Below are 25,968 nucleotides of genomic sequence, written 5' to 3' on the forward strand. Positions count from 1 at the left end.
GAAAGGAAAAGAGCAAATGAGTGATGATAATCACCGGAGACCTAAAAAAGGGTTTGCATTATGGTTAAGTCAGTTATTTAATTCAGAGCCAAAAGATAAAGAAGAACTTATCGAGGTGATTCGCGAAGCTGAAGAAAACGAACTTATCGATCCAGATACCCTTGATATGATTGAAGGCGTAATGGATATAGCAGAGCAACGCGTTCGCGATATTATGATTCCCCGCTCTCAAATTGTGACGATTAAAGATAATTATTCGCTTGATGAATGTCTTGATATTATTTCTGAACATGGCCACTCACGTTATCCTGTCATCAGTGAAGATAGAGATCATATAGAAGGCATTTTATTAGCTAAAGATCTTTTGATTTTTATTCGCCAAGGTGTTGATAATTTCGATCTCAAAAAAATCCTTAGACCAACCGTTGTCGTACCAGAAAGTAAACGTGTCGATCATATGTTAAAAGAGTTTCGTATGCAACGTTATCATATGGCGATGGCTATCGACGAGTTTGGTGGTGTGTCGGGGCTTGTGACTATCGAAGATATTTTAGAGCTTATTGTTGGTGATATTGAAGATGAATATGATGAGGTAGAAGATCGCGATATACGCCGCTTAACGCCTTCAGTTTATACGGTAAGAGCGCTTACACCAGTTGAAGATTTTAATGAAATTTTTTCCACTGATTTTAGTGATGACGAAATGGACACCATTGGTGGGCTGGTAATGCAACATTTTGGACGATTACCTTTACGTGGTGAAAGCATTACCATTGACGGTTATCAATTTAAGGTCACCATTGTTGACCGAAGGCGAATAATCCAATTGCATGTGACTATTCCTGATGGAGCAACTGTGCCTAATTTAGAGCTACCTGAAAATGTTTAAACAAATCTTATTAAGCCTAATTTTAGGTGGTATAGCGGTTTTTAGTTATGCCCCATTTCATATTTGGCCTTTAGCTTTTGTCTCGTTTGCGGGGCTTTTATGGCTTATTGCCGATAAAACGAAAAAACAAGCCATGTTACTTGGATTAAGTTGGGGCATTGGCTATTTTATGGCAGGGATACACTGGGTTTATATTAGTATTCAACAGTATGGCGAGTTACCTGCTCTGGTTGCCATTATCGTTTTAGACCTTTTAATTGTATATTTGTCGCTTTACCCGATGCTATTTGCTTTTCTGTTAAGAATGGCAAATAGTTTTGCTGGACAATTTTCATTTAAACAACTTGTGCTTGTAGCTCCTATGCTTTGGCAATTAACCGAGTTCTTGCGCGGTTATCTTTTAACCGGATTTGCTTGGTTGCAACTCGGTTATAGCCAGATTGATAGCCCGTTAAAGGGCTATTTCCCTGTATTGGGGATAGATGGCGTTAATTTATTGTTAACTATTTTGTGTGGACTATTCATTTATTGTATAAAGACAATAACCAGCAAAACACCAAAACAGCACGCGCTTGGTGCAATTGTCGCACTGTTTACGATCTTTTTTGCACCAGTTTCATTCAATAATATTAATTGGACTACGATAGATAACACTCGTTCGGCTAATTTTGCTTTAATTCAAGGAAATATTTCACAGTCAATTCGTTGGACAAAAGAGCAACTCAATAACACGTTACAAACCTATATCAAACTGACTCAAGACAACTTCGAAAAAGATAAAATTATCATATGGTCAGAAGCCAGTATTACCGATTATGAAATAAATCAGCAATCTTTTTTAAAATATATGGATAACGAAGCCAGAGCCCATGATTCTGAAATTGCTGTAGGTATTATTGATTACCGCTTTGGTAAAGATGGGTTTCAAGCTAATGGGGAACTCTACAATACTTTATTAGTATTAGGTGAAAAAGAGCCATATCAATATCCAACAACCAACCGTTATCAAAAACACCATTTAGTGCCTTTTGGAGAGTTTACACCGCTAGAATCAATACTTAAACCGATTACTGAATTGCTCAATATACCCATGTCATCAATGAAATCTGGCGATGTAAAACAACCTCAATTACAAATAAAAGGCTTTAAATTTACCCCAGCCATTTGTTATGAAGTAATTTTATCTAATTTAATGTGGCAAAACTTTGCCCATGATACCGATTTTTTACTTACTGTTTCAAATGATGCTTGGTTTGGTGATAGCATTGGCCCTAAACAACATCTACAAATGGCACAGGCTAGAGCATTAGAATTTGGTAGGCCTTTAATCCGTAGCACTAACACTGGCATTACCGCAATTATCGATCCACATGGCAATATTGTTAAACAGTTATCACAATTTAAAACAGCAGTTTTATCAGCAACTGTATCACCCACAACAGGTCTAACGCCTTATGCAAGATGGGGAAATTGGCCTTATTTTACTATCATGGCATTAATGTTTATCTCACTTTTTATAAAAAGACGTTCATAATTTACGATACTGGCATAATTATTGCTTAAATATAATTGGATTTAACTAGTTATTGTTGTGATCAATCATCGTAATATTGCGTTACTTATTGGTTACATCTAGCTCCAATGATAGATAAATAAACAGTAAAAAGTACTTTTATGCTAAAAAATAAGTTATAATATACGCCCTTTGTAAAAATATTAAAATTATTTAATATGATACAAACTAAACAGTAGGAGATGAGTATGAACAGAAAGACAAAATTAACCAAACTCGTGTTATCATTTGCAATGTTAGGTCTATTGAGTAGTGCCGCATTTGCCGATGAACTAACTGGTACGCTAGCTAAAGTAAAAGAAAATGGTGTGATTGTCGTAGGACACAGAGAATCATCTGTCCCGTTCTCATATTATGGCGATAACCAAAAAGTTGTGGGTTATTCTCAAGATTACTCAGATCTTATTATTGATGCGGTAAAAAAAGAGTTAAATATGCCTAACTTGCAAGTTAAATATTTACCGCTTACATCTCAAAATCGTATTCCACTATTACAAAATGGTTCGTACGATTTTGAATGTGGTTCAACCACTAATAATCTATCACGCCAACAGCAAGTTGATTTTTCAAATACGATCTTTATTGTTGGTACACGCTTTTTAGTTAAAGCCGATAGCAAAATTATTGATATTGATGATCTAAAAGGCAAAAGTGTTGTGGTAACTTCAGGCACGACATCAGAAGTTATGCTCAACAAAAACAATACAGAAAAAGGGTTAAATATTCGTATTATTGCGACCAAGGATCATGGTGATGCATTCCGCACACTTGAAAGTGGACGAGCAGCAGCATTTCTTATCGATGATGCGTTGTTAGCAGGTGAACGCTCAAAAGCGAAAAAACCTGAACAATGGGAAATTGTGGGTAAACCATTATCTTATGAAGCTTATGGTTGTATGTTACGTAAACAAGATCCGCAATTTAAAGCTTTAGTCGATAAAACAATCGCTGATGCACAAATATCAGGTGTCGCCGAAAAGTCATATAACCGTTGGTTTAAAGAACCTATTCCACCAAAAGGGTTAAATATGAACTTTGATATGTCTCCTGAGATGAAAGAGCTTTTCGCTCATCCTAATGATAAAGCATTAGACTAATACACTGATATTTTTCCCAAAGGGCGTAGGTAACTACGTCTGTCATCTTATTTAGTACTATTTACAAAATATCTTTTACATGTTGGAGTATTTATGACAACAAGTTGGAATTGGGGGATTTTTCTGCAACCAGCACCATTTGGTGATACTACGTATCTGGGCTGGTTATGGCTAGGTTTCCAAATGACCATATTGCTAGTTATTACATCAGGAACGGTTGCCTTTTTTGTGGGTTCGTTATTTGGTGTACTAAGAACATTACCTAACCGTTTTTTATCTAGCTTAGGTGCATGTTATGTTGAAGTTTTTAGGAATATACCGCTAATCATTCATTTATTCTTTTGGGTTGAAGTTGTACCCGCACTGGTACCTGAATCTATCCGCATTTGGTTATATGATCTTGATCCTATAGTATTTACTTTATTAATGTCTACTATAGGATTAGGATTATTTACGGGTGCGCGTATTTGTGAACAAGTGAGAGCAGCTATTCAGTCAATTCCTGCTGGCCAAAAAAGTGCCGGAATTGCATTAGGACTAACCTTAAAACAAACCTATTTATATATTTTATTACCTAATGCTTATCGACGTGTTTTACCACCATTAACATCTGAAATATTAAATATGGTTAAAAACTCGGCTGTTGCCTCGACTGTTGGTTATATTGAATTAACAAAACAAGCAAACCAATTGCTTGAACATGCAGGCCAACCTTATGAATCATTCATTGCTATTACATTTGGATATGTAATTATCAATGTCGCTATCATGTTTGCCATGCAATATATTGAGAAAAAAGTGCGACTTCCTGGCGTATTAGGAGGTAAATCATGATCGATTTAGAATGGGGTCAAATCCTGCCTAATTTACCTTATATCATGCGTGGTATGCTATTAACCTTAGAGATAACCATTACCGCTGTAATTTTTGGTATCGTTTGGGGAACGCTACTTGCCATTATGCGACTTTCATCTATTAAAGTACTACATTGGTTTGCTTCATGCTATGTAAATATATTCCGTTCAATTCCATTAATGATGGTTTTGCTCTGGTTTTATTTGCTTGTGCCTCAACTATTAGAAAGGATTTTAAATCTTCCACCCACAACAGATATACGTTTTGTGTCGGCATTAATCGCTTTTGCTTTGTTTGAAGCGGCTTACTATTCGGAAATTATTCGAGCTGGTATTCAAAGTGTATCTAAAGGTCAAATCAGTGCATCACTAGCACTCGGTATGACTAAAGGTCAGGCATTACGAATGGTGGTTTTACCACAAGCATTTCGTATTATGACACCATTATTATTAACACAAGGTATTATCTTATTCCAAGATACGACGCTTATTTACACCTTAAATTTAGCTGATTTCTTCTATCGTGCGGTTAATATTGTGGGTAATAGAGATGGTTTAATCGTTGAGATGGTATTATTTACAGGAGCAGTTTATTTTGTTATTTGCTTCACCGTTTCACGTCTAGTTAATTATTTTAAGAAAAGGATTACTCGATGATCTCCTTAGAAAATATATCAAAATGGTATGGACAATTTCAGGTATTAAAAAACTGCACAACTCGAGTCGGTAAAGGCGAAGTTGTGGTCGTTTGTGGTCCTTCAGGTTCAGGTAAATCAACCTTGATAAAAACAGTCAATGCCTTAGAACCTATTCAAGAAGGCAAAATTATTATTGATGGAACAGAAATAACCAGTAAATCAACTAATTTAGCTAAATTACGTTCTAAAGTGGGGATGGTGTTTCAACATTTTGAACTGTTTCCCCATTTAACTATTTTAAAAAATCTGACACTTGCTCAAATTAAAGTATTAGGTCGAACAGACGAAGAAGCTCGCGAAAAAGCGCTTAATCTTTTAGAACGTGTTGGTTTACTTGCTCATGCAGATAAATACCCCGCACAACTTTCCGGCGGTCAACAGCAACGAGTTGCCATTGCTCGCGCGTTATGTATGGATCCTATTGTCATGCTGTTTGACGAACCAACCTCAGCACTTGATCCTGAAATGGTAAATGAAGTATTAGATGTGATGGTTGAGCTCGCTTATGAAGGCATGACCATGATGGTGGTTACTCACGAAATGGGCTTTGCGCGTAAAGTGGCGCACCGTGTTATCTTTATGGATGCAGGTGAAATTATTGAAGATACATCAAAAGAACAGTTCTTTACTAATCCACAATCAGATCGTGCTAAAGACTTTTTAGCTAAGATTATTCATTAAGTTAATTATTACAGGGCTTATCGCCCTGTTTTATTATTTCTTCCTCGAATTATCCATCATTTTATAAAGAATCATTCGTGTTAGCACATTTAGAAAATCTACTTAATCATTATTCTGTAATAAACTAACTAAACCACTATGCCTTGGTGTTTGTGATTTAATTGCTTGCAATAAAATTGGTTCAGTCGCATAAATTGACACGTTTTTTTTAGCGCGAGTAATTGCTGTATAAAGCAAAGAACGGTTAAGCAACGGTGAATAACTAGTTGGTAAGATAATATTCACATCATCGAATTCTGAACCTTGCGATTTATGGATTGTCATAGCGTAAGCTGTTTCATGCTCAGGTAATCGAAATGGCGAAAATCCTTTAATAGATCCATCAGCAAACGGGAAATACACACGTAATTTTGAGCTATTCTTTTCAGCCATTAATGTAATGCCAATATCACCATTGTACAGCCCTAATGAAGTACTATTGCGTAAAATCATAATTGGCCGACCAACGTACCAAGCCTCTTTATTTTGCAAGCGAATCAATTTATTTTTGGATAATAGCAATTCAATTTGCTTGTTTAAACCCTCTACGCCAAAATGTCCTTCTCTTACAGCACAAAGTAAGCGATATTCGGCAAATTTAGCTAAAACTGCCGCAATATCATTAGTGCCATATTGCTTAATAAAATTTAAATAATGTTTATAGTGATTAATACTATCATGTAAAACATCTTCATAAGCTTGTTGGGATGAAAGTGCATGATATTGGATATCACTCAATGACTCATCGGTTAATAAATTTTTAACGACAGTTGATCGCCCCTCTTTAACAGCATTAGCCAACAATCCAATACCAGACGATTCGTTAAAACGATAACTTTTTTGTAATAGGCAAATACTGTCCGTAATTGTTGCTGTTTGCTCGCAAGCAGGCACAACATAGCCAGTTAATTGACTTAGCTCTTTTGCTCGTGACTCACTATAGCCATGCGTAATAAAGGTACAAAGATCACCAAATACCGCACCGGCTTCAACCGATGAGAGCTGATCTTTATCACCCAACAAAATTAAACGTGCAGAAGTGGGTAAGGCTTCAATGACTCTTGCCATCATATTTAAATCAACCATTGAGGCTTCATCAATGACTAATACATCAACATGCAACGGATTATTTTTATCATGCTTGAATGAACGATTATCTGCTTTTGCGCCTAATAAACGGTGTAAAGTTATCGCTTCCGCCTTTATATTGAGTGAAGCAAAAGCGAGTTGCTCAATTGTTTGACTCAATGATTCGGTTAACCTTGATGCGGCTTTCCCTGTCGGAGCCGCCGTAATAATTCGCGCATTGGGCGTGGTTAACAAAATTCCGGCTAAAATTTTAGCGACAGTGGTTGTTTTACCTGTACCAGGCCCGCCCGAAATAATCGCGATTTTACGCGTTAATGCCGCAGCAACCGCCACTTTTTGCCAATCAATTTCAGCGTGATTATCGGTAAAAAGCTGATTAAGTATAGTATTTAAATCAGCATCGCAATTTGACTCTTTATTAAGGATTGTGTGATTGAAATATTGAGCAACATTTTTCTCGTCCAACCACATCCTTTGAAAATAGAGTTTATTTTCAATAAGGATAAGCGGAGATAAATTTGTTCCATCACTCACAACTCGGCTATTTTGTGCTTGTTCAAGTGCGTTTTTCCAATCTTGCTCGTTTGGTGAGCCTAAGGCTAACCAAAGCTGCGCTTCTATCGTTGGTTGTTTTAAATAACGAAGATCTAAGCAAACATGACCAGATCTTACCTCTTTACTTAGCGTTATCACTAAAAAACTGAATCGTTTAATCGTAATATCGTCATTTAACTTTGCTTTATTCGTTAAAAATGCTGCCAAATGAATATCTAGCAAACTAATTTGATTGTCTTGTGTAAATTGGTTTAACCATTCGTTTAACATACTGTATTTTCTGTGATTTACTCATTTATAATCCAATTATATCGTTAACTTTATCTTTTGGATAAGTCAGTTTAAAGTTTAAACTAAGTTTTTTATTTTCATTTGGATTCAACTTAAACTGCCACATTAATTGGCCGGTTTCTTTATTATAGTTTGCACTATCATATTTAGCCTCATCAAGTACGACTGCCTTATTGATAATATTAGGTAGCTGATCATAAACAACAATATCAATGGGTAGCGATTTGGTATTTTTTACATCAATGGTATAAGCATATTTTTGTGAAATATTATTGCCGAATAACGAAGGTTTTGATGTTTCATTAATATTACGATTACGTGAAATAAAAATATTGTTATCTTTACCTAAAGAGATATCGAGTGTCTCTTTTAGATCTTTAGTAGTAATAAAACTTTCGCCAATATAATTACCGTTAAAAAATACCGTAGACTTTCCTGGTAAAAGGTTAAGTTGATCCCAATCAGCAATTTGTGCTTGTAAGTACACACTGCTATCTAATTTAGGAATAGCAATATAATGATATGTCGCTTCCACTTCTTTGTTTTGTAAAGTAAGAATATTACTTTGGCTATTGGATTTAATGGTATAAGGCAATTTGACCTCAAAGCGGGTATTAATACCTAACGTTTTAGTGAATACATTATCATCAGGATGCGCTGTACTTGACGCGTTTGCACTTATTTCATCATCATCTTTTTCGCTCTTAGAAAAAAAGAATCCTCCTTTTGCAGTATACAGATCGATATACCATGGCATTAAATCAGGAGCAGTTATTCCATCACTGGGATTAGAAGTCGATAAACTAAAATCCACGTTTTGCCAATCCAAACCACTATTTTGATAAACATCTGCTTTATAAGTGAGTTGTAAGGGAGAATTGATATCTGCAACGCGCACATCATAAACAGGCGCCCAACCCGCTTTATTGGTGACGTACGATAAAGTCACTGGCAAGCTAATGTCTTTATCAGAATAAACTTTTACGGTAATTGCATTGGTTAAACCCTTGGTCAACGCTTTTTGTTTATCAATCTTATCTTGGCATTGTGCGATTTGTGCATTAATCTGATCGACTTCTTTCTGTAGCTTGTTTTGTTCATTTAAGGCTGTGACTAAATTTGTTTTAACAAATTCCAACACATTTTTCATTCCGTTTAAATCGTTATTTCCATTTTTAACTAACAGATCCAAGCGATTCCCCTGTAAAAGGGTAACTTGTTCAGATACGGCTTTTAATTGTATTTCGGTGGTATCATGTTTTTCTTGTAATTGCTTTAACTCGTCAAGTAAAGACTTAATATCTGCGCTTGGTTTATTATCGCCAACATAGTTATCATTTAATGACGTTGATAATACTTTCACGTTAGCATCATTACCAAATCCCACATTAATTGAATTAGCTTTGACACCATCGGCAATTCCAGTCAATAAAATTTCACTTTCCCCTTTACTTAGTAATACCGTTGATTGCCCCTGCAATTCAGCTCCTTGCAAAAAAAGTGTTACTTTATTGAGTGTAACATTATTGTTTGCTAAGACACTGCTAGAGGCAAATGCAATGAAAAAAGCTAATTTTTGAATTTTCATATTTCCTTTTCAATCTAGTTGAGATATTAACTATTGGAATTTATTTAAATTATAAGTAAGCATAGCAATATGCAATACCTAAAATCATCAATAGTAAAAGAGTATTCACTATTTTCAGCTTAATTGCTATAAATTTTAATGAAGCTAAATAAAAATAAATTATTTTATGTTTAATATATTGAACAATAAATAAAAATGATTTATATTTTGTTTAAAATAAAAAACACCAAATAAGGAGACTATTATGAATAGCTTCAGTTATCTAAAAAAAGCAATAAAACGAAAAAATATATCATTACAGACAGTTGCCGATGCTTGCCAAATGACTAAGGGTTACTTAAGTCAACTCATTAACGATAAAATTAAAAATCCTAGCGCACAAAAATTACAATCGCTCCACCAATATTTACAAATCGAAGAATCCACCAAAAATAAGAAAGTAGGCATCATTTTTGGCAAATTTTATCCTTTACATACTGGGCATATCTATCTTATTCAACGCGCAATTAGCCAAGTTGATGAACTGTATGTCGTGCTTTGTTCCGATACTATTCGTGATATGGCATTATTTGAACAAAGTGCGATGTCTCGCCAGCCAACGATCAATGATAGAATTCGCTGGCTACTGCAAACCTTTAAATATCAAAAAAATATCCATATTGAATTATTAGAAGAAGACGGCATTCCTGCTTATCCTAATGGTTGGCATGAGTGGAGTGAACGAGTTAAAAAACTGTTTCAAGAAAAAGGTATCAAGCCAGATTGCGTTTACTCAAGTGAACCACAAGATGTTAAGATGTATAAAGATTTATTTGATTTAGATACAATGCTCATTGATCCAAAACGACAATTTATGCAAGTCAGTGGCACTCAAATTCGCCAAGCACCACTGAAAAACTGGCAGTACATCCCAACTGAAGTTAGACCATTTTTTGTCAGAACCGTCGCCATTTTAGGTGGCGAGTCTAGTGGTAAATCGACGTTAGTGAATAAACTAGCGAATGTATTTAATACCACTAGTGCGTGGGAGTATGGACGCGATTATGTATTTTCTCACTTAGGCGGTGATGAGCGCGCCTTACAATATGCTGACTATGACAAAATTGCACTAGGACATGCTCAATATATTGATTTTGCGATAAAACATGCCAATAAAGTTTCGTTTATTGATACTGATTTTGTCACAACTCAAGCTTTTTGTAAAAAATATGAGGGCAAAGAACACCCCTTTTTACAAGCGATGATCAATAATTATCGTTTTGATTTGGTTATTTTATTAGGCAATAACACACCATGGGTTGCCGATGGTTTACGCCATTTAGGCAGTCCAAAACAGCGCAAAGATTTTCAACAATTATTGATAACATTATTAGAAAAAAACAATATTAACTATATACAAATAGATTCTCCTGATTACGAGGCGCGATATTTACGCTGTATTGAACTAGTTAATCAACTTATCAACGATGAAGAGTAATAAATGATGAATAAATTAAACGATCTTACCATTTCAATCGGACGCAATAAATTTTATCCATTTTTTTGTATATTATGTGTCACGCTAGCATTCTTATACACCGATCCATTTACGCAATTTAATTTACGCTATACAGCTTCTTACATAGGCGCTTTTTGTGGCCTACTTTGTGTCATTTTATTAGCAAAACGTAAAAATATGGGCAATGTATTGGGTATGTTTGCTGTAGTTGCAGAATGTTGTGCTAATGTTCTTGGTGGCAATATTGGTGCGGGACTGCCACCTCTCTACTATTTTTGTTCACATATCTATGGGCTATTTACTTGGCAAAAAAACCTTGATAATCATAAAAATGTTAAAGTTCGTTCACTCAATGAAACCGCATTTTTATATACACTCATATTTCTTATTGCTGCGGCTTTTTTCAATATTTATTTAACCAATGAAGTTGGTGCTACCAATACAACCTATCAACTCATGGCTAACTGTTTTATCTTTGGGTTAGGCATTGTTGCTCAGTTATTACTAATGATGCGATATGCGTTTAATTGGTATTTGTGGGTCATATTAAACGTACTGGTGATTGGCTTAAATATCTATACCGACAATATCATTATCGCAACACAGTACTTAATTTATCTGTTTAATGCTATTTATGGAATTTGTGAATGGAAACGTTCTGAACAGGAAGAATAGAAATACCAGATTTTGTCAAAAAGTTTCAGAAAACACTATGTTTCAGTATAAAAATAGAAAATAAGTATTTTATTTTCTATTTTCTATTTTTTATTTTTTATTTTTTATTTGATATGAACATAAATTATTCTATATCACCTTTAACTAAAGGTACAAATATCACCTCGCCCATATTTTTGGCTACAAATTTATTGCCATCACGCTCAATTAATTGTAAAGCCTGTTTACTGTTACCGACTGGAATAACTAATCGTCCTTTATCTGCCAACTGTTCTAACAAGTTTTGTGGCACTTCGGATGCAGCTGCGGTAACGATGATGCCATCAAACGGCCCTCGCTCAGGCCAACCTAACCAGCCATCACCATGACGCGTTGAAATGTTGTGAATATCAAGTTGCTTTAAACGACGTTTCGTATTCCACTGTAGGCTTTTAATTCGTTCCACCGAACAAACATGCTCAACTAACTTTGCTAAAACAGCGGTTTGATATCCAGAGCCAGTCCCAATTTCAAGCACTTTAGAAGTAGGCTCTAATTTTAATAGTTCCGTCATCTTTGCTACAATATAGGGTTGAGAAATAGTTTGGCCATTGCCTATTGGGAGTGGGCGATTATCGTAAGCTTGATGCGAAAGGGCTTCATCAACAAAATGTTCCCGTGGAATTGAAGCGATAGCATCTAAAACATACTCGTCTTTTATTCCTTGCTGACGCAAGAATTTAATTAGGGATTGCATTTTTAGATTTTGCATTTGGGCTACTCATTTTCCATTATTAATTCACGTATCACACTTGTTGCATAACAACCTGATGGCAAATAAAAATCGATCTCAAGAGTGCTATCATCCAACCATTGCCAATTAAGTTGCTCTGCTCGTAACAATATTGACCGTCTTGCTGTTTCGACACGCTCTTTTTTGAATAGGTCAATAAATTCAGACCAACCTTCTAAACATTTTTGCTCGAAATCAAGTGTCTTAAAGCGTGTTCCAAGTGGTGAATCACCCACCATTGGTGCAGTAATATTAATTTCACCATTTTCAAGTCGCTGCTGTAATAAATCGAGTTCATCTTCTTGTGCAACAAACCAGCTACCACGCTGTGCGAGTTGTAATATATCGCCATCTAACACAATTTGATGTAAATTTTGAGCTATTCGTTGGCTGACAATATCATTAAAAATCGCACTACGTGCTGCAGAAAGATAAAAGCTACGCTTTTTACGATCTTTAACCGAAATTTCGCCACTGGCCCATTTTATGGCTTGGATAATATTATTTTCACCCCGACCAAAACGTTGTTCGCCAAAATAATTAGGCACGCCATGCTGTTTGATTAACGCTAATTTAGATTCGATTTCAGATTGAGCATTTAAATTTCTTAAGGTAATTTTAAAATAATTACCCTTTAATGCACCTATTTTTAATTTTTTATTATGCCGAGTGACTTTTAGTATTTGGCAACCGGCTAAATTAAATGCCGAAAAATCGGGCGTTTTCTGACCAGGCATATGTAAGCTAAACCATTGCTGAGTTATCGCTTGACGATCTTTTAATCCAGCATAACTCACAAGCTTTGCTGAAATACCAACATATTTAGCTAACTGCTCAGCCACAAAAATAGTATTACAATCACGTTTTTGCAAAAAAACTAAAACATGTTCACCATCGCCAGTCAAATCAAATCCAAGATCTTCTGTAACCATAAAATCTTCGTATTGCTGTTTATACTGCCCTGTCGTGGTTGGTTTTCCATATAAATAATTAAGTTTTGCTAACACTTGTATTGCCTATTTTTAAATTTAATCTGCTTTGGGATTTTTACTTAATAACACTACCGCTTGGCAAGCAATACCTTCTTTACGTCCAGTAAACCCTAACTGCTCGGTCGTTGTCGCTTTTACACTAATTTGATCAAAATGCACTTTTAGATCTTCTGCTATATTAACTCGCATTTGATCAATATGAGATCGCATTTTGGGTTCTTGTGCGATGATAGTGGTATCCAGATTTATAAGTTCATAGCCTTTAACTTGAACTAAGCTGTACACTTCTTTTAATAATACACGGCTATCTATGCCTTTATATTTAGGATCAGTGTCAGGAAACAGCTTACCAATATCACCTAATGCTAATGCACCAATTAAGGCATCGGTTATAGCATGTAATACAACATCACCATCAGAATGCGCTATAAGACCATATTGATAAGGAATTTTTACACCCGCAAGGGTTATTGGCCCCTCACCACCAAACTTATGAACATCAAATCCATGACCTATTCTCATATTTTTACCTATTTGCAATCTTCTTGCTTAGTTATTAGTTAAATAAAAAGTAGCCAATGCTAAATCTTCAGGGCACGTTATTTTTATATTATCTCGACGACATTCAATTAATAAAGGATGCCCACCACAATATTCAATGGCCGAAGCCTCATCAGTAATGGTAACATGGTGATTTAAAGCTTGTTGCAAACATGATTTTAGTTCACCAGCATTAAATAGTTGAGGCGTTGCAGCGCTCCATAGATAAGTTCGATCTTCAGAATAATCAATAACAGTTTCATTATCTTGATACGCTCGCTTAATCGTATCGCTAACACGAATGGCTAATATACCACCCTGATTTTTATTTATTACCGTTTCAATCAGGCGCGTAATATCATCATGCTCAACACAAGGCCTTGCTGCATCATGAACCAAAGCCCATTGTTCATCATTCAATAAATTTAATCCTGCTAACACAGAATCAGCACGAGTTTTACCACCTAAAGTGACTTTAATCTTATCGTGCAAGGCAATTGAAAGAGTATTAAATATATTATCTTCTGGGCTGATCACAACAATAACTTGTTTTATTTGAGGATGCGTTAATAATTTATTTAGCGTATGTTCTAAAATCGTCTTTGAACCGATTTCTAGATATTGTTTGGGGGTTTGACTATTCATACGGCAACCAATTCCTGCTGCCGGCACAATAGCGATGATATCATTGAGATTATTTACATTATGCATTATCGTTTTTTTGTATCCGAATCAATTATAATTCGATAAAAATATTCATTAGGTTTAACCATGCCTAAATGACTGCGTGCACGCTCCTCTATTGCTTCATGACCACGTTGTAAATCATTAATTTCAGCAAACATCTGCTCGTTACGAGCCTTTAATTTTTCATTATCGGCACGCAAGCTCACTAATATTTCTAAATTATTTTGATAATCGTACACGTTATTTTTGCCATACCACAAAGAATATTGCAGATAACCCAGTACAACCAATAGTAATAAAGGGAGCTTCCATCTTCTCATGAATTTAGTCTTATCCTTTATCTATATACATTTAACGGGTTTTGGTAAGCCAGCAAGCTTAGTCGCTTGTTTAGCTGGACCATCAGGAAATAACTTATACAAATAACGGCTATTGCCCTTTTCTGTACCAAACTTTTTTTCCATCGCTTTGACTAATGCGCGTATAGCTGGTGAGGTTTTATATTCTAAGTAAAAATCACGAACAAATAAAATCACTTCCCAATGTGCATCAGTTAATTCGATGCCCTCTTTGGCTGCCAACTCAGGAACCAAATCAACAGACCAATCCCGCCAATTTTTTAAATAACCTTTATCATCGGTTGCTATCTGTTCTAACATTTTTCAAAGTACGCTATTTAATGTGTGTTGTATTATACCCAATTAATCACAATCCAACACTAATTTTGCGGGCAAATACCTCATCGATTGCTTAATTCCCATAAAATTTGGTGAAATTTAAAGCAAACGATAAAAAATCTTAAAATAGCTATTTACAAATAAGCAAGTCTCCTTTAATATTCACAGCCATTGCGGAAGTGTGGCTGAGCGGTTGAAAGCACCGGTCTTGAAAACCGGCGAGGGGCGACCCTCCCAGAGTTCGAATCTCTGCGCTTCCGCCATCTTCTTTCACTATGAGTCAATTAATTACAATTCAGAAAAACATAAAGTTAAATTTATCAAATAAATTGCCTAGAATTAACTTAGAATACATTGTCACTTCTTGTGACCTTTTCCTCAAAATTTCACTTCGCTACTGCACTCCAAAAAAACAATCAATATAAAATACCTCAAATAAATTCGCTTTCGCTAATCATGATAACAATTAACTACACACGACCAATTTACATACGTTAAACGCCCGAAGATTTTGAAAATGAATTGTCCTGCGAGTATTACATTATTAACAGCGAAGATTAGATTTTTTTATCCAAAACAACAAAAAGAGTTATCTTAGCAACTACAGGTCGCATTCATGATGAAGATAGCGGATAATAAAAAATCTCTTAGAGGGTTTGATAAAATAAAACTAGATAAAAAATACGCCCTTTCACGCTTTATAGTTATTTTATTCTAGTGCAGTACATTAATATTTTACTTTTCTCATTATTTTCTTTGCTTATCTTGCGTTATTACTAACCCAGAAATTATCTTAAACTTATTGTCTGATATATAAGCCAGCAAATCTCATGCCACCTAAAAAACTGTTGTAACTTCCGCTCAATTTCTTAAAATCCTGCTTTATTTTTCATCACTATCTGATCATTTTACGAAAAAGTCATCGTTTCTTTTAAATACGTAATTACTGATTTTCATAGTCAATTGATGTTGAATAGTCTTGAAACGCCCCACTCTTCTATTTTACCCTTTGTTCGGTTGTGCTACAATCCCAATTCCCAATTCCCAATTCCCAATTCCCGATAAGCATTTCCTCACTTACTTTTTTACCACAACCTAATAAAATAAGCCCAGTTAATCCAAACAATACAAATTTTTCATACCATTCTCCTTAATGTTTTTGGTAAATGGCATGAAATTTATTTAATAAAATCAACGTTTATTTAGTAGCCCCTTTTTAAACCGCCTATTCGGCGTTAAACTTTGCTTGCTTAATCTTACACGCATCAAGAAGGGGCTGAATTGCCTCGTCAAAACCTTTTAGGCTAAATTCCATATCGATAGTTTGGGTAGGTGCATTCGCTCTGATAAAAATTGAGTTTTTACCTTTTAATTGTTCAATTTCTTTCGCTGTTATATTCATATTTATAAAATTAGGGCCTAAAGTAATTGCATTTCTTTGAAACGGTGTTTCTTTATCAATTCTTAAATCTAATTTAACTTTATTACTATCAAGCGTAATCAAATTTTTTACATAAATCAATTCAGTTAATTTACCTTTCATACAAAAGAACGCGTAATATTTATTATTGAATGAGAAGTAACGAGAATTACTCGGATCTTCTGTTTTCGCAAAATACCTAATTTCATTCGTTAATTTATTGGTTGAGGTTATTAAAGACCAATTGCCAAAATTTCTCTTTATATCTGATTCTGAGGCATAACAAGAAAAAGTGCATAAACAAAGAAATACTGCTAATGATTTTTTAAACATTTAACATTCTATTAACATGATGATTACTGTTGTTATGTTAAGTTAGTTTAAATTAAAAGTAAATAATTAAAATATATTAACAATCATTGATAATTCCGTACCATTATCTCTATTTATCTGCATGATTTGTTTAATATCCTATTGTATTGTACAACGTTCATAATACCGCCTTGAAACAAGTAAAAAAATTAATTTATTTGCAACATATGGTTGACTTTTAATGTAGGCGCCACTATGACAACCCGCTATAAATGTCGAGATAAATACGGTGGTATGGAAACCTCTGACATTAAACGTTTAAAGGCACTGGAAGCTGAAAATCGTAAGCTTAAACAGATGTTTGCCCAGCTCAGTTTCAAAGCTCAACTTCAGGAGGAAATCATAAAAAGCTCTAGTGCCTACCAAGGCACGTAAAGCTTGGGCAGTGCAATTGCAAGAAAGTCATTCTGTTACTATTGTGAGGATCATTTGTTAGCCAATTGCTTTTATAAATATACATATCATTTAGCTGATCTGGATTTAGCCAATAGCCGTAAACTTGATAAGAGATATCATTAGCATTATTTAATATACCACTTTAATTCAAATCAATTTAAGTGATTTTCTATCTGTGTTTAAAAATAGCAAAATAAAAAATTAGATAAAATCAACATTTCCCCGACCAATTTTTGTTTGAATTTATTTTTAAATAATCAGCTAATATATTGTTTTTATAGGATAGCCAGAAATCCTAGTTTATTTTGATAAGTAATTAATCTTAAATTTATATTCCGTTTAATTTTTAGTGGTATGCTCTTAAAAAACATAGGAATAAACAACATGAATAAGCTATTAAAATTAGTAACTGCATTATCTTTATTTTTTACAGCAACCATATTTGCAGCCCCAAATACAGAAGAAGCTTCTATATTTAAAAAAACAGCATGAAGTTTTAAATGATGGTATTGAATATTTAACTTACTCAGCAGATATTGATGAGGGTCGTTTTGTCGTTATTATTGATGAATATAAAGAAACAAAACAAGCTGTTACAAGATATATTGTTGGCAAAAAAGTATATCGATTACTTTCTGTTAATTATTGTGTTGCTGAAACTGATTTATGTGGTGATATCACTACCCTATTAAAACCGTTAGAAGTATTGGCTGATGATTTATATGGAAGCGAAGCAGCTAAAGACTTAGTTTGGCGTATTACTTATGTTAAGAATGATGACATAGTTTCAACTGACCAATTAGTTCCAATCCCGGAGCAAGGTGATTTAAAAGACTTTGTTGGTGTTTATAGCGATGAAGAAGATGATATGGATGCCTCATATGATGAAAATAGTCATGTTGAACAATACATACCACATATGTTAGGTTGGAGTTATGGTCCTAAAGTTAGCCCATAAAAATAGAAAACTAATTTGTTATGGCTAGTAAATGGACAGCAATACTTAACTCATTAAAGTTGTTGATCAAGTTGCCCGCTAGGGCTGTGATATCTATTTGGTAAACGGCTTTATTATTTCATAAAAATTGAATAAAATCAATATGTTTTCTGACCTGTTTTATAAAACATTTGTTTGTTTTTATAATAAATGATGAAGTAATGTTTTATTGAGCAAATAAAACCCTAGATTTTCTAGGGTTTTTGTGTGGATTTATTAGTATAGCTATTTATTTTTTACTTTATATTCTGAATAATATTCCTCGGCTAATTTACGCATTGATAAACCAATCGCAGCATATTGATATTCATTTAAGTTTGCTAACGAGGCGCGAGCAGAAGGATGCTGTACAGCAAATCCTTTGCCTGGTAATAATACAACACCCGCTTCATCAGCAATTCTGAATAACATTTCAGATGGATTTTTATTTTTGAGAATCCATTTAGCAAATTTATCGTCATATAATTCTCGGCAAATATGTTCAAGATCCACTAGCGTATAGTAATCTACACTATTTTCATCTGTTTGATGTTTAAGACCTAAATGTTGATAAAGTGATGCTGCACGGCGTCGGATTAGTGATTTTAAAGCGGTTTTATAACTTTGATCGCTATCCATCATTTCGCATAATGCAAATAAAACCATTTGTACTTGTTGCGGTGTTGAAAGACCCGCTGTATGGTTTAGTGCAACCGCACGACTATCAGCCACTAATCGATCAATAAATTTTAGATTTTCTGGATCAGTAACAATTGAGCTATAGCGTTTATTTAAGATCTGTTTAGTTTTAGTTGGTAACGCTTTAAGGGTTTTGTCGATGACATTATCGCGTGCTGTGGCAATAACACCTAAACGCCAACCAGTCGCACCAAAATATTTCGAAAATGAATAAACTAAAATGGTATTTTTTGGGCATATCGCAAATAAAGATTGGAAGTCATCGGCAAATGTACCATAAACATCATCAGTCAAAATAATCAATTCAGGACGTTTTTGAACGATATCAGCAATAATTTTTAGACTTTTATTATCAATTTTAACTGATGGCGGGTTAGATGGATTAACAACGAAAAAGGCTTTAATTGCTGGATCTTCTAATTTACGCAATTCTGACTCAGGATACTGCCAATTTGCATTAGGATCAGCATTGATTAACACTTCAACTAATTGATAGTCGTTCAATTCGGGAATTTCAAGATAAGGTGTGAATATTGGCGCACCAATCGCGATTTTATCGCCTTTTTGGATTAAACCGTTTTCTTTCATGGAGTTAAAAATATAAGCCATGGCAGCTGTGCCGCCTTCAACGGCAAATAAATCGATATTATCGCGCTCTAAATATTGTGCGCCCATTTGTTGTAATACATAGGCTTTAACTACATCTTCACTAAAATGTAGCATTCTGTCAGGTACGGGGTAATTGCATCCCAAAATACCTTCTACCATTTCTTGTAAAAAGGCATTTTCGTCCAATCCAAGTTGATCACGAATATAAGAAAAAGCCTTACCTAAAAAGGCAACTCCTGGGGTATTATAGTTTTGACAAATAAAATGCTCAAAGCGTCCTGTTAATCCAGCTTTGATTGGCATGCCGCCAACACCTTCATTTAAATATGAAAATGACATTTCGGATTCTTGGGTTGCAAACACACCTAGTTGAAAAAAAGCTTGTCGAGGCCAAGTGGCAAGAAAGTTGGGATTACCTCTTCCTGCATTTAACATTACGCGATCAGTATGACTTTGTGCCAGTTTAATTAAGTTATCTTTTAACTCAAAAGGACTTAAATTAGCGTATTGGCTGTATTGTGTATTGTTTTTCATACATTTGTATCCTTAATTTGATATATCAATTAAACAAAAGCAACAACCAATGGTCCTAATAAAGTTAGGAACACATTAGCTAAAGCATAAGTAATAGCAAAAGAGTTAGTTGGTGTTGAATTACCAGCTTTATTGAGCACTTCACCAAAGGCGGGATTAGCACTACGCGATCCAGCTAACGCACCGGCAAACACTGCTGCATTTTTATAGCCAAGCACATATTTACCAAAATAGATGGCAAGCAACATGGGTAATAAGGTCACAACAACCCCAATTAAAAATAAGGATAAACCTTGTTCTTTAATAGTATTAATTGCTTGAAGACCAGAACTGAGCCCCACAACCGCCACAAAACCTGCCAAACCAAAGTCTTTTAACAGTTGCACAGCGCCAGTTGGAATATTACCGATAGTTTGATGAAGAGAACGATACCAACCAAATAATAGACCTGATAAAAGTGCTCCACCACCTGCACCTAAAGTGATCGGGATATCACTAATACGAATCACAATTAAGCCAATAATAAGACCAACCACAAGCCCTAAACCATGGAATATCCAGTCAGTTTTTTCGCTTTTGGTAATTGGTGCACCAATTTTATCAACAACTCGACGAAGATCTCCATCAGCACCATAAATGGTAATAACATCACCTAATTTTAAATAGATATCGTTATTAATAGGTAAAGGTTGACCATCACGATGAATAGCTAAAAGGTATATGCCATGTTTTAACTTCATCACTTCGTCAGAAGCCAGCAATTGTGCCAGATTTTCACCCACATAATTACTATTACGCATTTCAACATCTAGCTTATTCATCACGACATCCATACCTGATGCTGAATTAACTTCGGTACCCAGTAGATCTTGTGCTTTAATCATTGCATCACGGTGACCAACAACCAAAATAATATCTTTTGACTTTAATATTGTTTCAGGCGTTGCTTCAATAATGTTATTACCACGCTTAATACGCTCAATACTGATGCCATTAACCGTTTGTTCAACATGCGCAACCGTTTGATTGATCTTATTGGTAATACGGTATAAACGACCACTAATATCTGATAAAGCTAAATTTTGATCAGAGCCCAATAAAAGCGAACCATGGAGCTGTTCAGCCTGTGCTTTAATTGCATCATCACCAATATCTTTACCCATGATTTTTGGCAAAATGTTGACGCACACAATAATGGCACCTAGAGAACCAAATATATAAGTCACCGCATAACCAATGGTGACATTTGCTTGCATTTTACTTAATTCTTCGGCACTTAATCCAAGCTGACTTAATGCATCAGAAGCCGTGCCCATAATGGCAGATTGGGTTAACCCGCCTGCCGCTAAACCGGCAGCAAGACCTTTGTCTAAATTGAATATTTTAGCTAATACCACAACAGTCACAAAACTAGCAACCGCAATAAATAATGCTAAGAAGATTTCGCGTAATGTTTTAACGCCCAAAGAGCGAAAAAACTGAGGACCACTTTCATAACCCACAGCATAAATAAATAGTGCAAAAAGAATCGATTTAACGCCAGCGTCAATAGTCACGCCAAAAATGCTTAAAGCGACAGCAACAAGTAGCGAACCAGCCACACCACCGAGTTGGAATTTACCCATCCGAATGCCGCCAATCAAATATCCTAAACTCAACGATAAAAATAATAAAATTTCTGGAGAGTGTTTAAGTCCATCTAAAATCCAGTTTGAAAGCCATTGAAACATAATAATTGTCCCCAAACGTAATGATTTGTGAATAAAAAAGATATGAAATAGAATGGAACTATATCCATAAATTTGTATGAATATGAGTTTATATTAAATTATAATTAGGTTAATAGATATTCAGTTTTAACAATTAATGCTATCGTTAAAAAATTGTTAATAAGCGTTCTTTTTATCAAATTTTTAGGTAAATTATAGATAAATTTGAGATTAGTTGTATTGTAAATAAGACAAAATTTTGCGTGCTTTTAAGTAAAATTTTATTCAAAGTTAAACATTTTTATTGATTATTAAAGATGAGAAATTCAAAAATAAGTGTATTAGGTGTTGTGTAAGCTCAGTTTATCAAATGAGCTTGATTTTAGAGTTAAGAAAACCTAAAAATATTTTCTTGAATTTTGGTATCAAGGTTATTTATCCAATGATTATAATTTCGATGAATTTTACCATTATTATTTTTTAAATTGTTGCTAACGGACACATAATTAATAGAATAGCTCTTTGAAGAATAAGGTATATTTATCACAGCTTAAAACTTATGGTTGAATAAACGACCATGGATAGAGTTACCAATTACCATCAATAACATTCTTTATTCATGTATTGAAAGCAACTAGTTTGACCATTAGTAGCAAAAGTTAGAATAGCTTTTTTACTTGCTATTTTGTCCGTCCGTTTATTGAAAACATAATATTTAGACTTTTGATAGTTACTAGCACACCCAATTAATTGCGAAAGAAATAATGTACTAACAATATTTTTTATAAACCTTATTATTTACGCCTTATGTATTACTAATTAACTTTTTACAAATTAACAAAGTATGTCCATAACCTAAATTATCAATATCCTTTTCAATATAAAAGCCGGCATTCTTAAGGCATTGGTAAAACACGCTAGAGTGATAAAATCGACTATTACCATTCGCCAAACACGTAAAATATAAAGATGAGGCATTTAAGCTCAATGCACCGGCCTCAAAACTCTGCCTATCCCAAAATAGATCCATAATACATATCATGGCATCATCTTTCATACTACGATGTATCAATTTTAAAATATGGGTAATTTGTTCAATACTAAAGCAATCTAAAAACTGGCTCATCCACCAAATATCAGCTTTATTAGGTAATATTTCTGCAGTCAATAAATCAACGGGATAGCTATCGATGCGATCAGCAAAACCAGCATGCTTAACATTTTTTTCAGCAACTTCAATCTGTTCAGGCAGATCTAATAATGTCACCTTGAGGTCAGGAGAGTGTTTAGCGCAATAAATAGCCCATTTTCCTGTATTGCCGCCAACATCATAAATATGTTTAGGCTTTAAAGTGGAAATATGGGAAAAAACAATCGGGAATGAGTGATCAGAATAAAAATGATCAAATTCAAACCAACTTTTTTTAGCTTTTTCTGGCAATGACTGTAATGCTGGATATATTGTTTTCCAATCACCAAAAACTTTTAATCCTTCAGGAGTACCAGATTCAAGCGCATCTTGCAAATAAAACATACTTTGATAACAGATATCTTGAGTAAAATTAAGGTTAACTTCTGTCATTTTGTCATGTAATAAATAATGCCCTACTTTACCAAGAATATAGTATCCATCGTTTTTATAAATAACATGCATACTTAATCCAACATCCAACAAAAGCTCAATTGCGTAAGGAGATAAAGAAATTTCTTTTGCTATTTCATCAAAAGTAACACCTTTTTTTCCCGCTTGATCTATGCACGTTAATATACCTTTGTTTTTCATACAAACTATTGCTTGAAAAAAGATAGGATAAAATGCGATCTTTTGAGCTTCAGTTATTGCTTCTAATGCCGTATAAATATCTCTATGATATCCATATTTTATATTTTCTTGTTCAGTCAATCTCTTGCCTTTTTGAATTTTTAATGTATTGTATATTTAAGTAAATTTATTATAAATAATATTACAAAATATTGTTAAGTAAAGAGTTAATTAAAAAATATTAATAAAATGAATTTTTCTTTTTCTATTAAAAATTGGTTTGCCTTATCCCCAGGATTATCTAATAAAGATGATTGGGCTATGTGGTCACAAAAATTAGAACATGATTGGGATTTACCTATACCCAAGTTGAATAAACTGCCTATGATGCAAGCGCGTCGAATGAGTACATCGTCGCGCTTAGCCGTTGAAGTCGGTCTTGAACTTATAAACAATAACAGCGTTGATTTAGCCATTTTTACTAGTAGACATGGTGAATTAGAAAGAACTTATAAAATACTATCTGCGCTTAGCCAAAATAGTGAAATTTCTCCTACTGATTTTGCCCTGTCAGTTCATAATACAACTGCTGGATTACTAACAATCATTGCCAATCAAACAGTTCCTATCACTTCGTTATCGGCACATAGTGATAGCTTTCAGCAAGGATTAATAGAAGCATTACCTATATTATGCCAAAAAAATAAAAAAGTACTATTGATAGACTTTGATGGTGTTATCCCTGAGCCTTATCGAACGGATGTAAAACAATTCGTTCCTATTTATGCTGTTGGATACATATTAACAAGTGGTAATGAAGTTAATTGCCAAAGTATTGAAAAAACATCCAATATTTATCAAGCTGATTATCCGCAATCTCTTGCTTTTTTACATGCTTATTTGAATAAACAAAGAAAATTTATCATACCAGGAAATGCTCAAGATTGGCAATGGACACTAAATTTGTAGCGAAAAATATCACTTATAATCTAAACTAATGCTGGCATTTATGGGTTACTGATTTAGACTTGGTAAAAATCAAACAAGATAAATTAATTTGTTTGTGGCAAATCCTCCTTTACTTGAAGTTGATCACGTTCTGATTGCTTAATGAAAAGCGAACATCTCAACAATATCTTTATCAGCCGTATCATAAAAACTGAGGGATACATTTTACGCTGAATCAAACAAATATTGCTGCAGAGCCAACAAATATTGGCAAAATGGTAGCCGAAGATTAACTCACTCCAATCCGCCAAGAAACAGATCTAAAAATATTAAATTACAAATAGATAAAGATAATATAACATTGCGTTGCCAAGTAGAAATGCGGATCATTCATCTAAAATTTGCTTCTCATTATCTTTTAAAAAAATGGCAATATATATCAATAAAAAGTTGTTTAATAGTAAAGCTTGTTTTAATATTATTGCTGGGAAAAATTTCAATTGCTGATGTTATTAGCCCAAATACTAGTGGAGTTATAAGATGATTAGTAAGGAATTTGTCCTAGTATTTACTAAAATAAGAATAAATTAAAACAGCTTCAGTGAAAAAGGAAAACTAATGGAAAAACTACATAAAGAAATTAAAACCCTCATAATTGATGTACTAAATTTAGAATCTATTACTCCAGATGATATTGACACTCAAGCCCCATTATTTGGTGATGGATTAGGGCTAGATTCAATTGATGCTTTAGAACTTGGGCTTGCTATTAAAAACAAATATGGGATCGTTCTAGCAGAAGAAAGTGAGGCAACAAAAAAAGCGTTTTACTCAATTCAATCATTAGCTAATTTTATATCATCACAACAAAAATAAAATAGACATAACAACAACTTTTTGAAGTAACTGCAGAAGATATTAACCCGAGTCTAAACCTCATCGAAGAAGCAGATCTTACTAGCATTGATACTGTTAATTTACTTGCGCATTTTCAGAACAAAGATTGATAAAAAAGTTGATCTAAAAGCTTTCGAATCTGCCAGAACAGTACAAAGTGTTGTTGATATAGTTAAAACTAAATAATGAATATAAATAAAGATAAGTAGATAATTAATATCATGATGAATACCTTATTTGTCAGCTATCCTTTTATAATTTGCTTATCTTTACGCTATAGCGGGTTAATTTAGCTATTTGTGATTTAGTTTTTTCTTTTGTTTTATGGTTAATAACTTTACCAAATCTATTTTCAAATATTCGTTGAACGGTGAAACTTATTGCTTGTATAAGTTTATCTTTAGTATTAATGAGTTGGTGTTTATTTTCAATGGTTCTATAGCTTTGATAA

Annotated in this window: 24 protein-coding genes and 1 tRNA gene; 13 read left to right on the top strand and 12 right to left on the bottom strand. The window is 34.0% G+C overall.

What is annotated here, in order from left to right; genetic code table 11:
- Nucleotides 1-16: 16 nt before the first annotated feature.
- The 6 genes from corC to A9G23_RS01735 all read left to right on the top strand — a co-directional run bounded on the left by corC (nucleotide 17) and on the right by A9G23_RS01735 (nucleotide 5,792).
- Nucleotides 17-889: a CNNM family magnesium/cobalt transport protein CorC gene (gene corC / locus A9G23_RS01710; protein WP_065585975.1), complete on the top strand. Its 873-nt coding sequence runs from the start codon at nucleotides 17-19 to the stop codon at nucleotides 887-889.
- A complete protein-coding gene (lnt, locus tag A9G23_RS01715; protein ID WP_065585976.1) occupies nucleotides 882-2,423 on the top strand; it encodes an apolipoprotein N-acyltransferase in 1,542 nt (513 codons plus the stop codon). The genes corC and lnt overlap by 8 nt, the downstream gene beginning before the upstream one ends.
- Nucleotides 2,424-2,650: 227 nt before the next feature.
- Nucleotides 2,651-3,559 carry a glutamate/aspartate ABC transporter substrate-binding protein gene (locus A9G23_RS01720; RefSeq protein ID WP_065585977.1) on the top strand — a complete coding sequence of 303 codons (909 nt, stop codon included), beginning with the start codon at nucleotides 2,651-2,653 and terminating at the stop codon, nucleotides 3,557-3,559.
- Nucleotides 3,560-3,652: 93 nt separating this feature from the next.
- Nucleotides 3,653-4,393: an amino acid ABC transporter permease gene (locus A9G23_RS01725; RefSeq protein WP_065585978.1), complete on the top strand. Its 741-nt coding sequence runs from the start codon at nucleotides 3,653-3,655 to the stop codon at nucleotides 4,391-4,393.
- Nucleotides 4,390-5,070, top strand: coding sequence for a glutamate/aspartate ABC transporter permease GltK (gltK, locus tag A9G23_RS01730; protein ID WP_065585979.1), 681 nt, complete (start codon nucleotides 4,390-4,392; stop codon nucleotides 5,068-5,070). The genes A9G23_RS01725 and gltK overlap by 4 nt, the downstream gene beginning before the upstream one ends.
- Entirely contained in the window at nucleotides 5,067-5,792 is a 726-nt protein-coding gene (locus tag A9G23_RS01735) for an amino acid ABC transporter ATP-binding protein (RefSeq protein ID WP_065585980.1), read from the top strand. The genes gltK and A9G23_RS01735 overlap by 4 nt, the downstream gene beginning before the upstream one ends.
- 102 nt (nucleotides 5,793-5,894) lie before the next feature.
- Here A9G23_RS01735 and recD read toward each other — a convergent pair whose 3' ends face one another.
- Entirely contained in the window at nucleotides 5,895-7,745 is a 1,851-nt protein-coding gene (recD, locus tag A9G23_RS01740; protein WP_065585981.1) for an exodeoxyribonuclease V subunit alpha, read from the bottom strand.
- A 25-nt stretch (nucleotides 7,746-7,770) separates the two neighbouring features.
- Entirely contained in the window at nucleotides 7,771-9,354 is a 1,584-nt protein-coding gene (locus A9G23_RS01745) for a mucoidy inhibitor MuiA family protein (RefSeq protein ID WP_065585982.1), read from the bottom strand.
- A gap of 244 nt (nucleotides 9,355-9,598) precedes the next feature.
- Between A9G23_RS01745 and nadR the strand changes: the two genes are divergently transcribed.
- Both nadR and pnuC read left to right on the top strand, forming a co-directional pair.
- Nucleotides 9,599-10,831 carry a multifunctional transcriptional regulator/nicotinamide-nucleotide adenylyltransferase/ribosylnicotinamide kinase NadR gene (gene nadR, locus A9G23_RS01750; RefSeq protein WP_065585983.1) on the top strand — a complete coding sequence of 411 codons (1,233 nt, stop codon included), beginning with the start codon at nucleotides 9,599-9,601 and terminating at the stop codon, nucleotides 10,829-10,831.
- Nucleotides 10,832-10,834: 3 nt separating this feature from the next.
- Nucleotides 10,835-11,527: a nicotinamide riboside transporter PnuC gene (pnuC, locus tag A9G23_RS01755; RefSeq protein WP_218056179.1), complete on the top strand. Its 693-nt coding sequence runs from the start codon at nucleotides 10,835-10,837 to the stop codon at nucleotides 11,525-11,527.
- Between the two features lie 124 nt (nucleotides 11,528-11,651).
- Here the strand turns inward: pnuC and A9G23_RS01760 are convergent, their stop codons facing one another.
- Genes A9G23_RS01760 through A9G23_RS01785 form a run of 6 tightly spaced genes read right to left on the bottom strand, consistent with a single transcriptional unit; the run spans nucleotide 11,652 to nucleotide 15,177 of the window.
- A complete protein-coding gene (locus A9G23_RS01760) occupies nucleotides 11,652-12,278 on the bottom strand; it encodes a protein-L-isoaspartate(D-aspartate) O-methyltransferase (RefSeq protein ID WP_065585984.1) in 627 nt (208 codons plus the stop codon).
- Nucleotides 12,279-12,283: 5 nt separating this feature from the next.
- Nucleotides 12,284-13,306: a tRNA pseudouridine(13) synthase TruD gene (gene truD / locus A9G23_RS01765; RefSeq protein WP_065585985.1), complete on the bottom strand. Its 1,023-nt coding sequence runs from the start codon at nucleotides 13,304-13,306 to the stop codon at nucleotides 12,284-12,286.
- Nucleotides 13,307-13,327: 21 nt separating this feature from the next.
- A complete protein-coding gene (gene ispF / locus A9G23_RS01770; protein ID WP_065585986.1) occupies nucleotides 13,328-13,813 on the bottom strand; it encodes a 2-C-methyl-D-erythritol 2,4-cyclodiphosphate synthase in 486 nt (161 codons plus the stop codon).
- Nucleotides 13,814-13,840: 27 nt separating this feature from the next.
- Nucleotides 13,841-14,542 carry a 2-C-methyl-D-erythritol 4-phosphate cytidylyltransferase gene (ispD, locus tag A9G23_RS01775; RefSeq protein ID WP_065585987.1) on the bottom strand — a complete coding sequence of 234 codons (702 nt, stop codon included), beginning with the start codon at nucleotides 14,540-14,542 and terminating at the stop codon, nucleotides 13,841-13,843.
- A complete protein-coding gene (gene ftsB, locus A9G23_RS01780) occupies nucleotides 14,542-14,838 on the bottom strand; it encodes a cell division protein FtsB (protein ID WP_065585988.1) in 297 nt (98 codons plus the stop codon). The genes ispD and ftsB overlap by 1 nt, the downstream gene beginning before the upstream one ends.
- Nucleotides 14,839-14,859: 21 nt before the next feature.
- Nucleotides 14,860-15,177, bottom strand: coding sequence for a TusE/DsrC/DsvC family sulfur relay protein (locus A9G23_RS01785; RefSeq protein ID WP_065585989.1), 318 nt, complete (start codon nucleotides 15,175-15,177; stop codon nucleotides 14,860-14,862).
- Between the two features lie 193 nt (nucleotides 15,178-15,370).
- Here A9G23_RS01785 and A9G23_RS01790 point away from each other — a divergent pair.
- Nucleotides 15,371-15,458 (top strand) — tRNA-Ser (locus A9G23_RS01790).
- Nucleotides 15,459-16,420: 962 nt separating this feature from the next.
- Here the strand turns inward: A9G23_RS01790 and A9G23_RS11335 are convergent.
- Nucleotides 16,421-16,948: a hypothetical protein gene (locus tag A9G23_RS11335; protein WP_141670015.1), complete on the bottom strand. Its 528-nt coding sequence runs from the start codon at nucleotides 16,946-16,948 to the stop codon at nucleotides 16,421-16,423.
- A 234-nt stretch (nucleotides 16,949-17,182) separates the two neighbouring features.
- Here A9G23_RS11335 and A9G23_RS11695 point away from each other — a divergent pair, with 234 nt between their 5' ends.
- Together A9G23_RS11695 and A9G23_RS01805 are read left to right on the top strand one after the other, a co-directional pair.
- A complete protein-coding gene (locus tag A9G23_RS11695; protein ID WP_081296894.1) occupies nucleotides 17,183-17,362 on the top strand; it encodes a transposase in 180 nt (59 codons plus the stop codon).
- A 463-nt stretch (nucleotides 17,363-17,825) separates the two neighbouring features.
- Nucleotides 17,826-18,341: a hypothetical protein gene (locus A9G23_RS01805; RefSeq protein ID WP_065585992.1), complete on the top strand. Its 516-nt coding sequence runs from the start codon at nucleotides 17,826-17,828 to the stop codon at nucleotides 18,339-18,341.
- 264 nt (nucleotides 18,342-18,605) lie between these two features.
- Here A9G23_RS01805 and A9G23_RS01810 read toward each other — a convergent pair whose 3' ends face one another.
- The 3 genes from A9G23_RS01810 to A9G23_RS01820 form a co-directional block, all read right to left on the bottom strand.
- Nucleotides 18,606-20,201 carry a bifunctional aspartate transaminase/aspartate 4-decarboxylase gene (locus A9G23_RS01810; protein WP_065585993.1) on the bottom strand — a complete coding sequence of 532 codons (1,596 nt, stop codon included), beginning with the start codon at nucleotides 20,199-20,201 and terminating at the stop codon, nucleotides 18,606-18,608.
- A gap of 29 nt (nucleotides 20,202-20,230) precedes the next feature.
- Entirely contained in the window at nucleotides 20,231-21,931 is a 1,701-nt protein-coding gene (aspT, locus tag A9G23_RS01815) for an aspartate-alanine antiporter (RefSeq protein WP_065585994.1), read from the bottom strand.
- A 784-nt stretch (nucleotides 21,932-22,715) separates the two neighbouring features.
- Nucleotides 22,716-23,795, bottom strand: a complete 1,080-nt coding sequence (locus A9G23_RS01820) for a class I SAM-dependent methyltransferase (protein ID WP_065586034.1) — start codon at nucleotides 23,793-23,795, stop codon at nucleotides 22,716-22,718.
- Between the two features lie 126 nt (nucleotides 23,796-23,921).
- Here A9G23_RS01820 and A9G23_RS01825 point away from each other — a divergent pair, with 126 nt between their 5' ends.
- Together A9G23_RS01825 and A9G23_RS01830 are read left to right on the top strand one after the other, a co-directional pair.
- Entirely contained in the window at nucleotides 23,922-24,641 is a 720-nt protein-coding gene (locus tag A9G23_RS01825; RefSeq protein WP_065585995.1) for a beta-ketoacyl synthase chain length factor, read from the top strand.
- A 597-nt stretch (nucleotides 24,642-25,238) separates the two neighbouring features.
- Nucleotides 25,239-25,496: a phosphopantetheine-binding protein gene (locus A9G23_RS01830; RefSeq protein WP_065585996.1), complete on the top strand. Its 258-nt coding sequence runs from the start codon at nucleotides 25,239-25,241 to the stop codon at nucleotides 25,494-25,496.
- Nucleotides 25,497-25,968: the final 472 nt, after the last annotated feature.

This window comes from Gilliamella sp. App4-10 (assembly GCF_001690495.1).
Classification (GTDB): Bacteria; Pseudomonadota; Gammaproteobacteria; order Enterobacterales; family Orbaceae; genus Gilliamella; species Gilliamella apicola_G.

Bases quoted from the DNA above. Each gene is read 5' to 3' on its own strand.
- A9G23_RS01785 (WP_065585989.1), bottom strand. From the start codon at position 15,177: ATGTTAGAACAGATAGCAACCGATGATAAAGGTTATTTAAAAAATTGG.
- A9G23_RS01745 (WP_065585982.1), bottom strand. From the start codon at position 9,354: ATGAAAATTCAAAAATTAGCTTTTTTCATTGCATTTGCCTCTAGCAGT.
- A9G23_RS01725 (WP_065585978.1), top strand. From the start codon at position 3,653: ATGACAACAAGTTGGAATTGGGGGATTTTTCTGCAACCAGCACCATTT.
- aspT (WP_065585994.1), bottom strand. From the start codon at position 21,931: ATGTTTCAATGGCTTTCAAACTGGATTTTAGATGGACTTAAACACTCT.
- ispF (WP_065585986.1), bottom strand. From the start codon at position 13,813: ATGAGAATAGGTCATGGATTTGATGTTCATAAGTTTGGTGGTGAGGGG.
- lnt (WP_065585976.1), top strand. From the start codon at position 882: ATGTTTAAACAAATCTTATTAAGCCTAATTTTAGGTGGTATAGCGGTT.
- A9G23_RS01810 (WP_065585993.1), bottom strand. From the start codon at position 20,201: ATGAAAAACAATACACAATACAGCCAATACGCTAATTTAAGTCCTTTT.
- nadR (WP_065585983.1), top strand. From the start codon at position 9,599: ATGAATAGCTTCAGTTATCTAAAAAAAGCAATAAAACGAAAAAATATA.
- ftsB (WP_065585988.1), bottom strand. From the start codon at position 14,838: ATGAGAAGATGGAAGCTCCCTTTATTACTATTGGTTGTACTGGGTTAT.
- ispD (WP_065585987.1), bottom strand. From the start codon at position 14,542: ATGCATAATGTAAATAATCTCAATGATATCATCGCTATTGTGCCGGCA.
- A9G23_RS01720 (WP_065585977.1), top strand. From the start codon at position 2,651: ATGAACAGAAAGACAAAATTAACCAAACTCGTGTTATCATTTGCAATG.
- A9G23_RS01830 (WP_065585996.1), top strand. From the start codon at position 25,239: ATGGAAAAACTACATAAAGAAATTAAAACCCTCATAATTGATGTACTA.
- A9G23_RS01735 (WP_065585980.1), top strand. From the start codon at position 5,067: ATGATCTCCTTAGAAAATATATCAAAATGGTATGGACAATTTCAGGTA.
- A9G23_RS01760 (WP_065585984.1), bottom strand. From the start codon at position 12,278: ATGCAAAATCTAAAAATGCAATCCCTAATTAAATTCTTGCGTCAGCAA.
- A9G23_RS01825 (WP_065585995.1), top strand. From the start codon at position 23,922: ATGAATTTTTCTTTTTCTATTAAAAATTGGTTTGCCTTATCCCCAGGA.
- corC (WP_065585975.1), top strand. From the start codon at position 17: ATGAGTGATGATAATCACCGGAGACCTAAAAAAGGGTTTGCATTATGG.
- recD (WP_065585981.1), bottom strand. From the start codon at position 7,745: ATGTTAAACGAATGGTTAAACCAATTTACACAAGACAATCAAATTAGT.
- A9G23_RS11695 (WP_081296894.1), top strand. From the start codon at position 17,183: ATGACAACCCGCTATAAATGTCGAGATAAATACGGTGGTATGGAAACC.
- gltK (WP_065585979.1), top strand. From the start codon at position 4,390: ATGATCGATTTAGAATGGGGTCAAATCCTGCCTAATTTACCTTATATC.
- A9G23_RS11335 (WP_141670015.1), bottom strand. From the start codon at position 16,948: ATGTTTAAAAAATCATTAGCAGTATTTCTTTGTTTATGCACTTTTTCT.
- pnuC (WP_218056179.1), top strand. From the start codon at position 10,835: ATGATGAATAAATTAAACGATCTTACCATTTCAATCGGACGCAATAAA.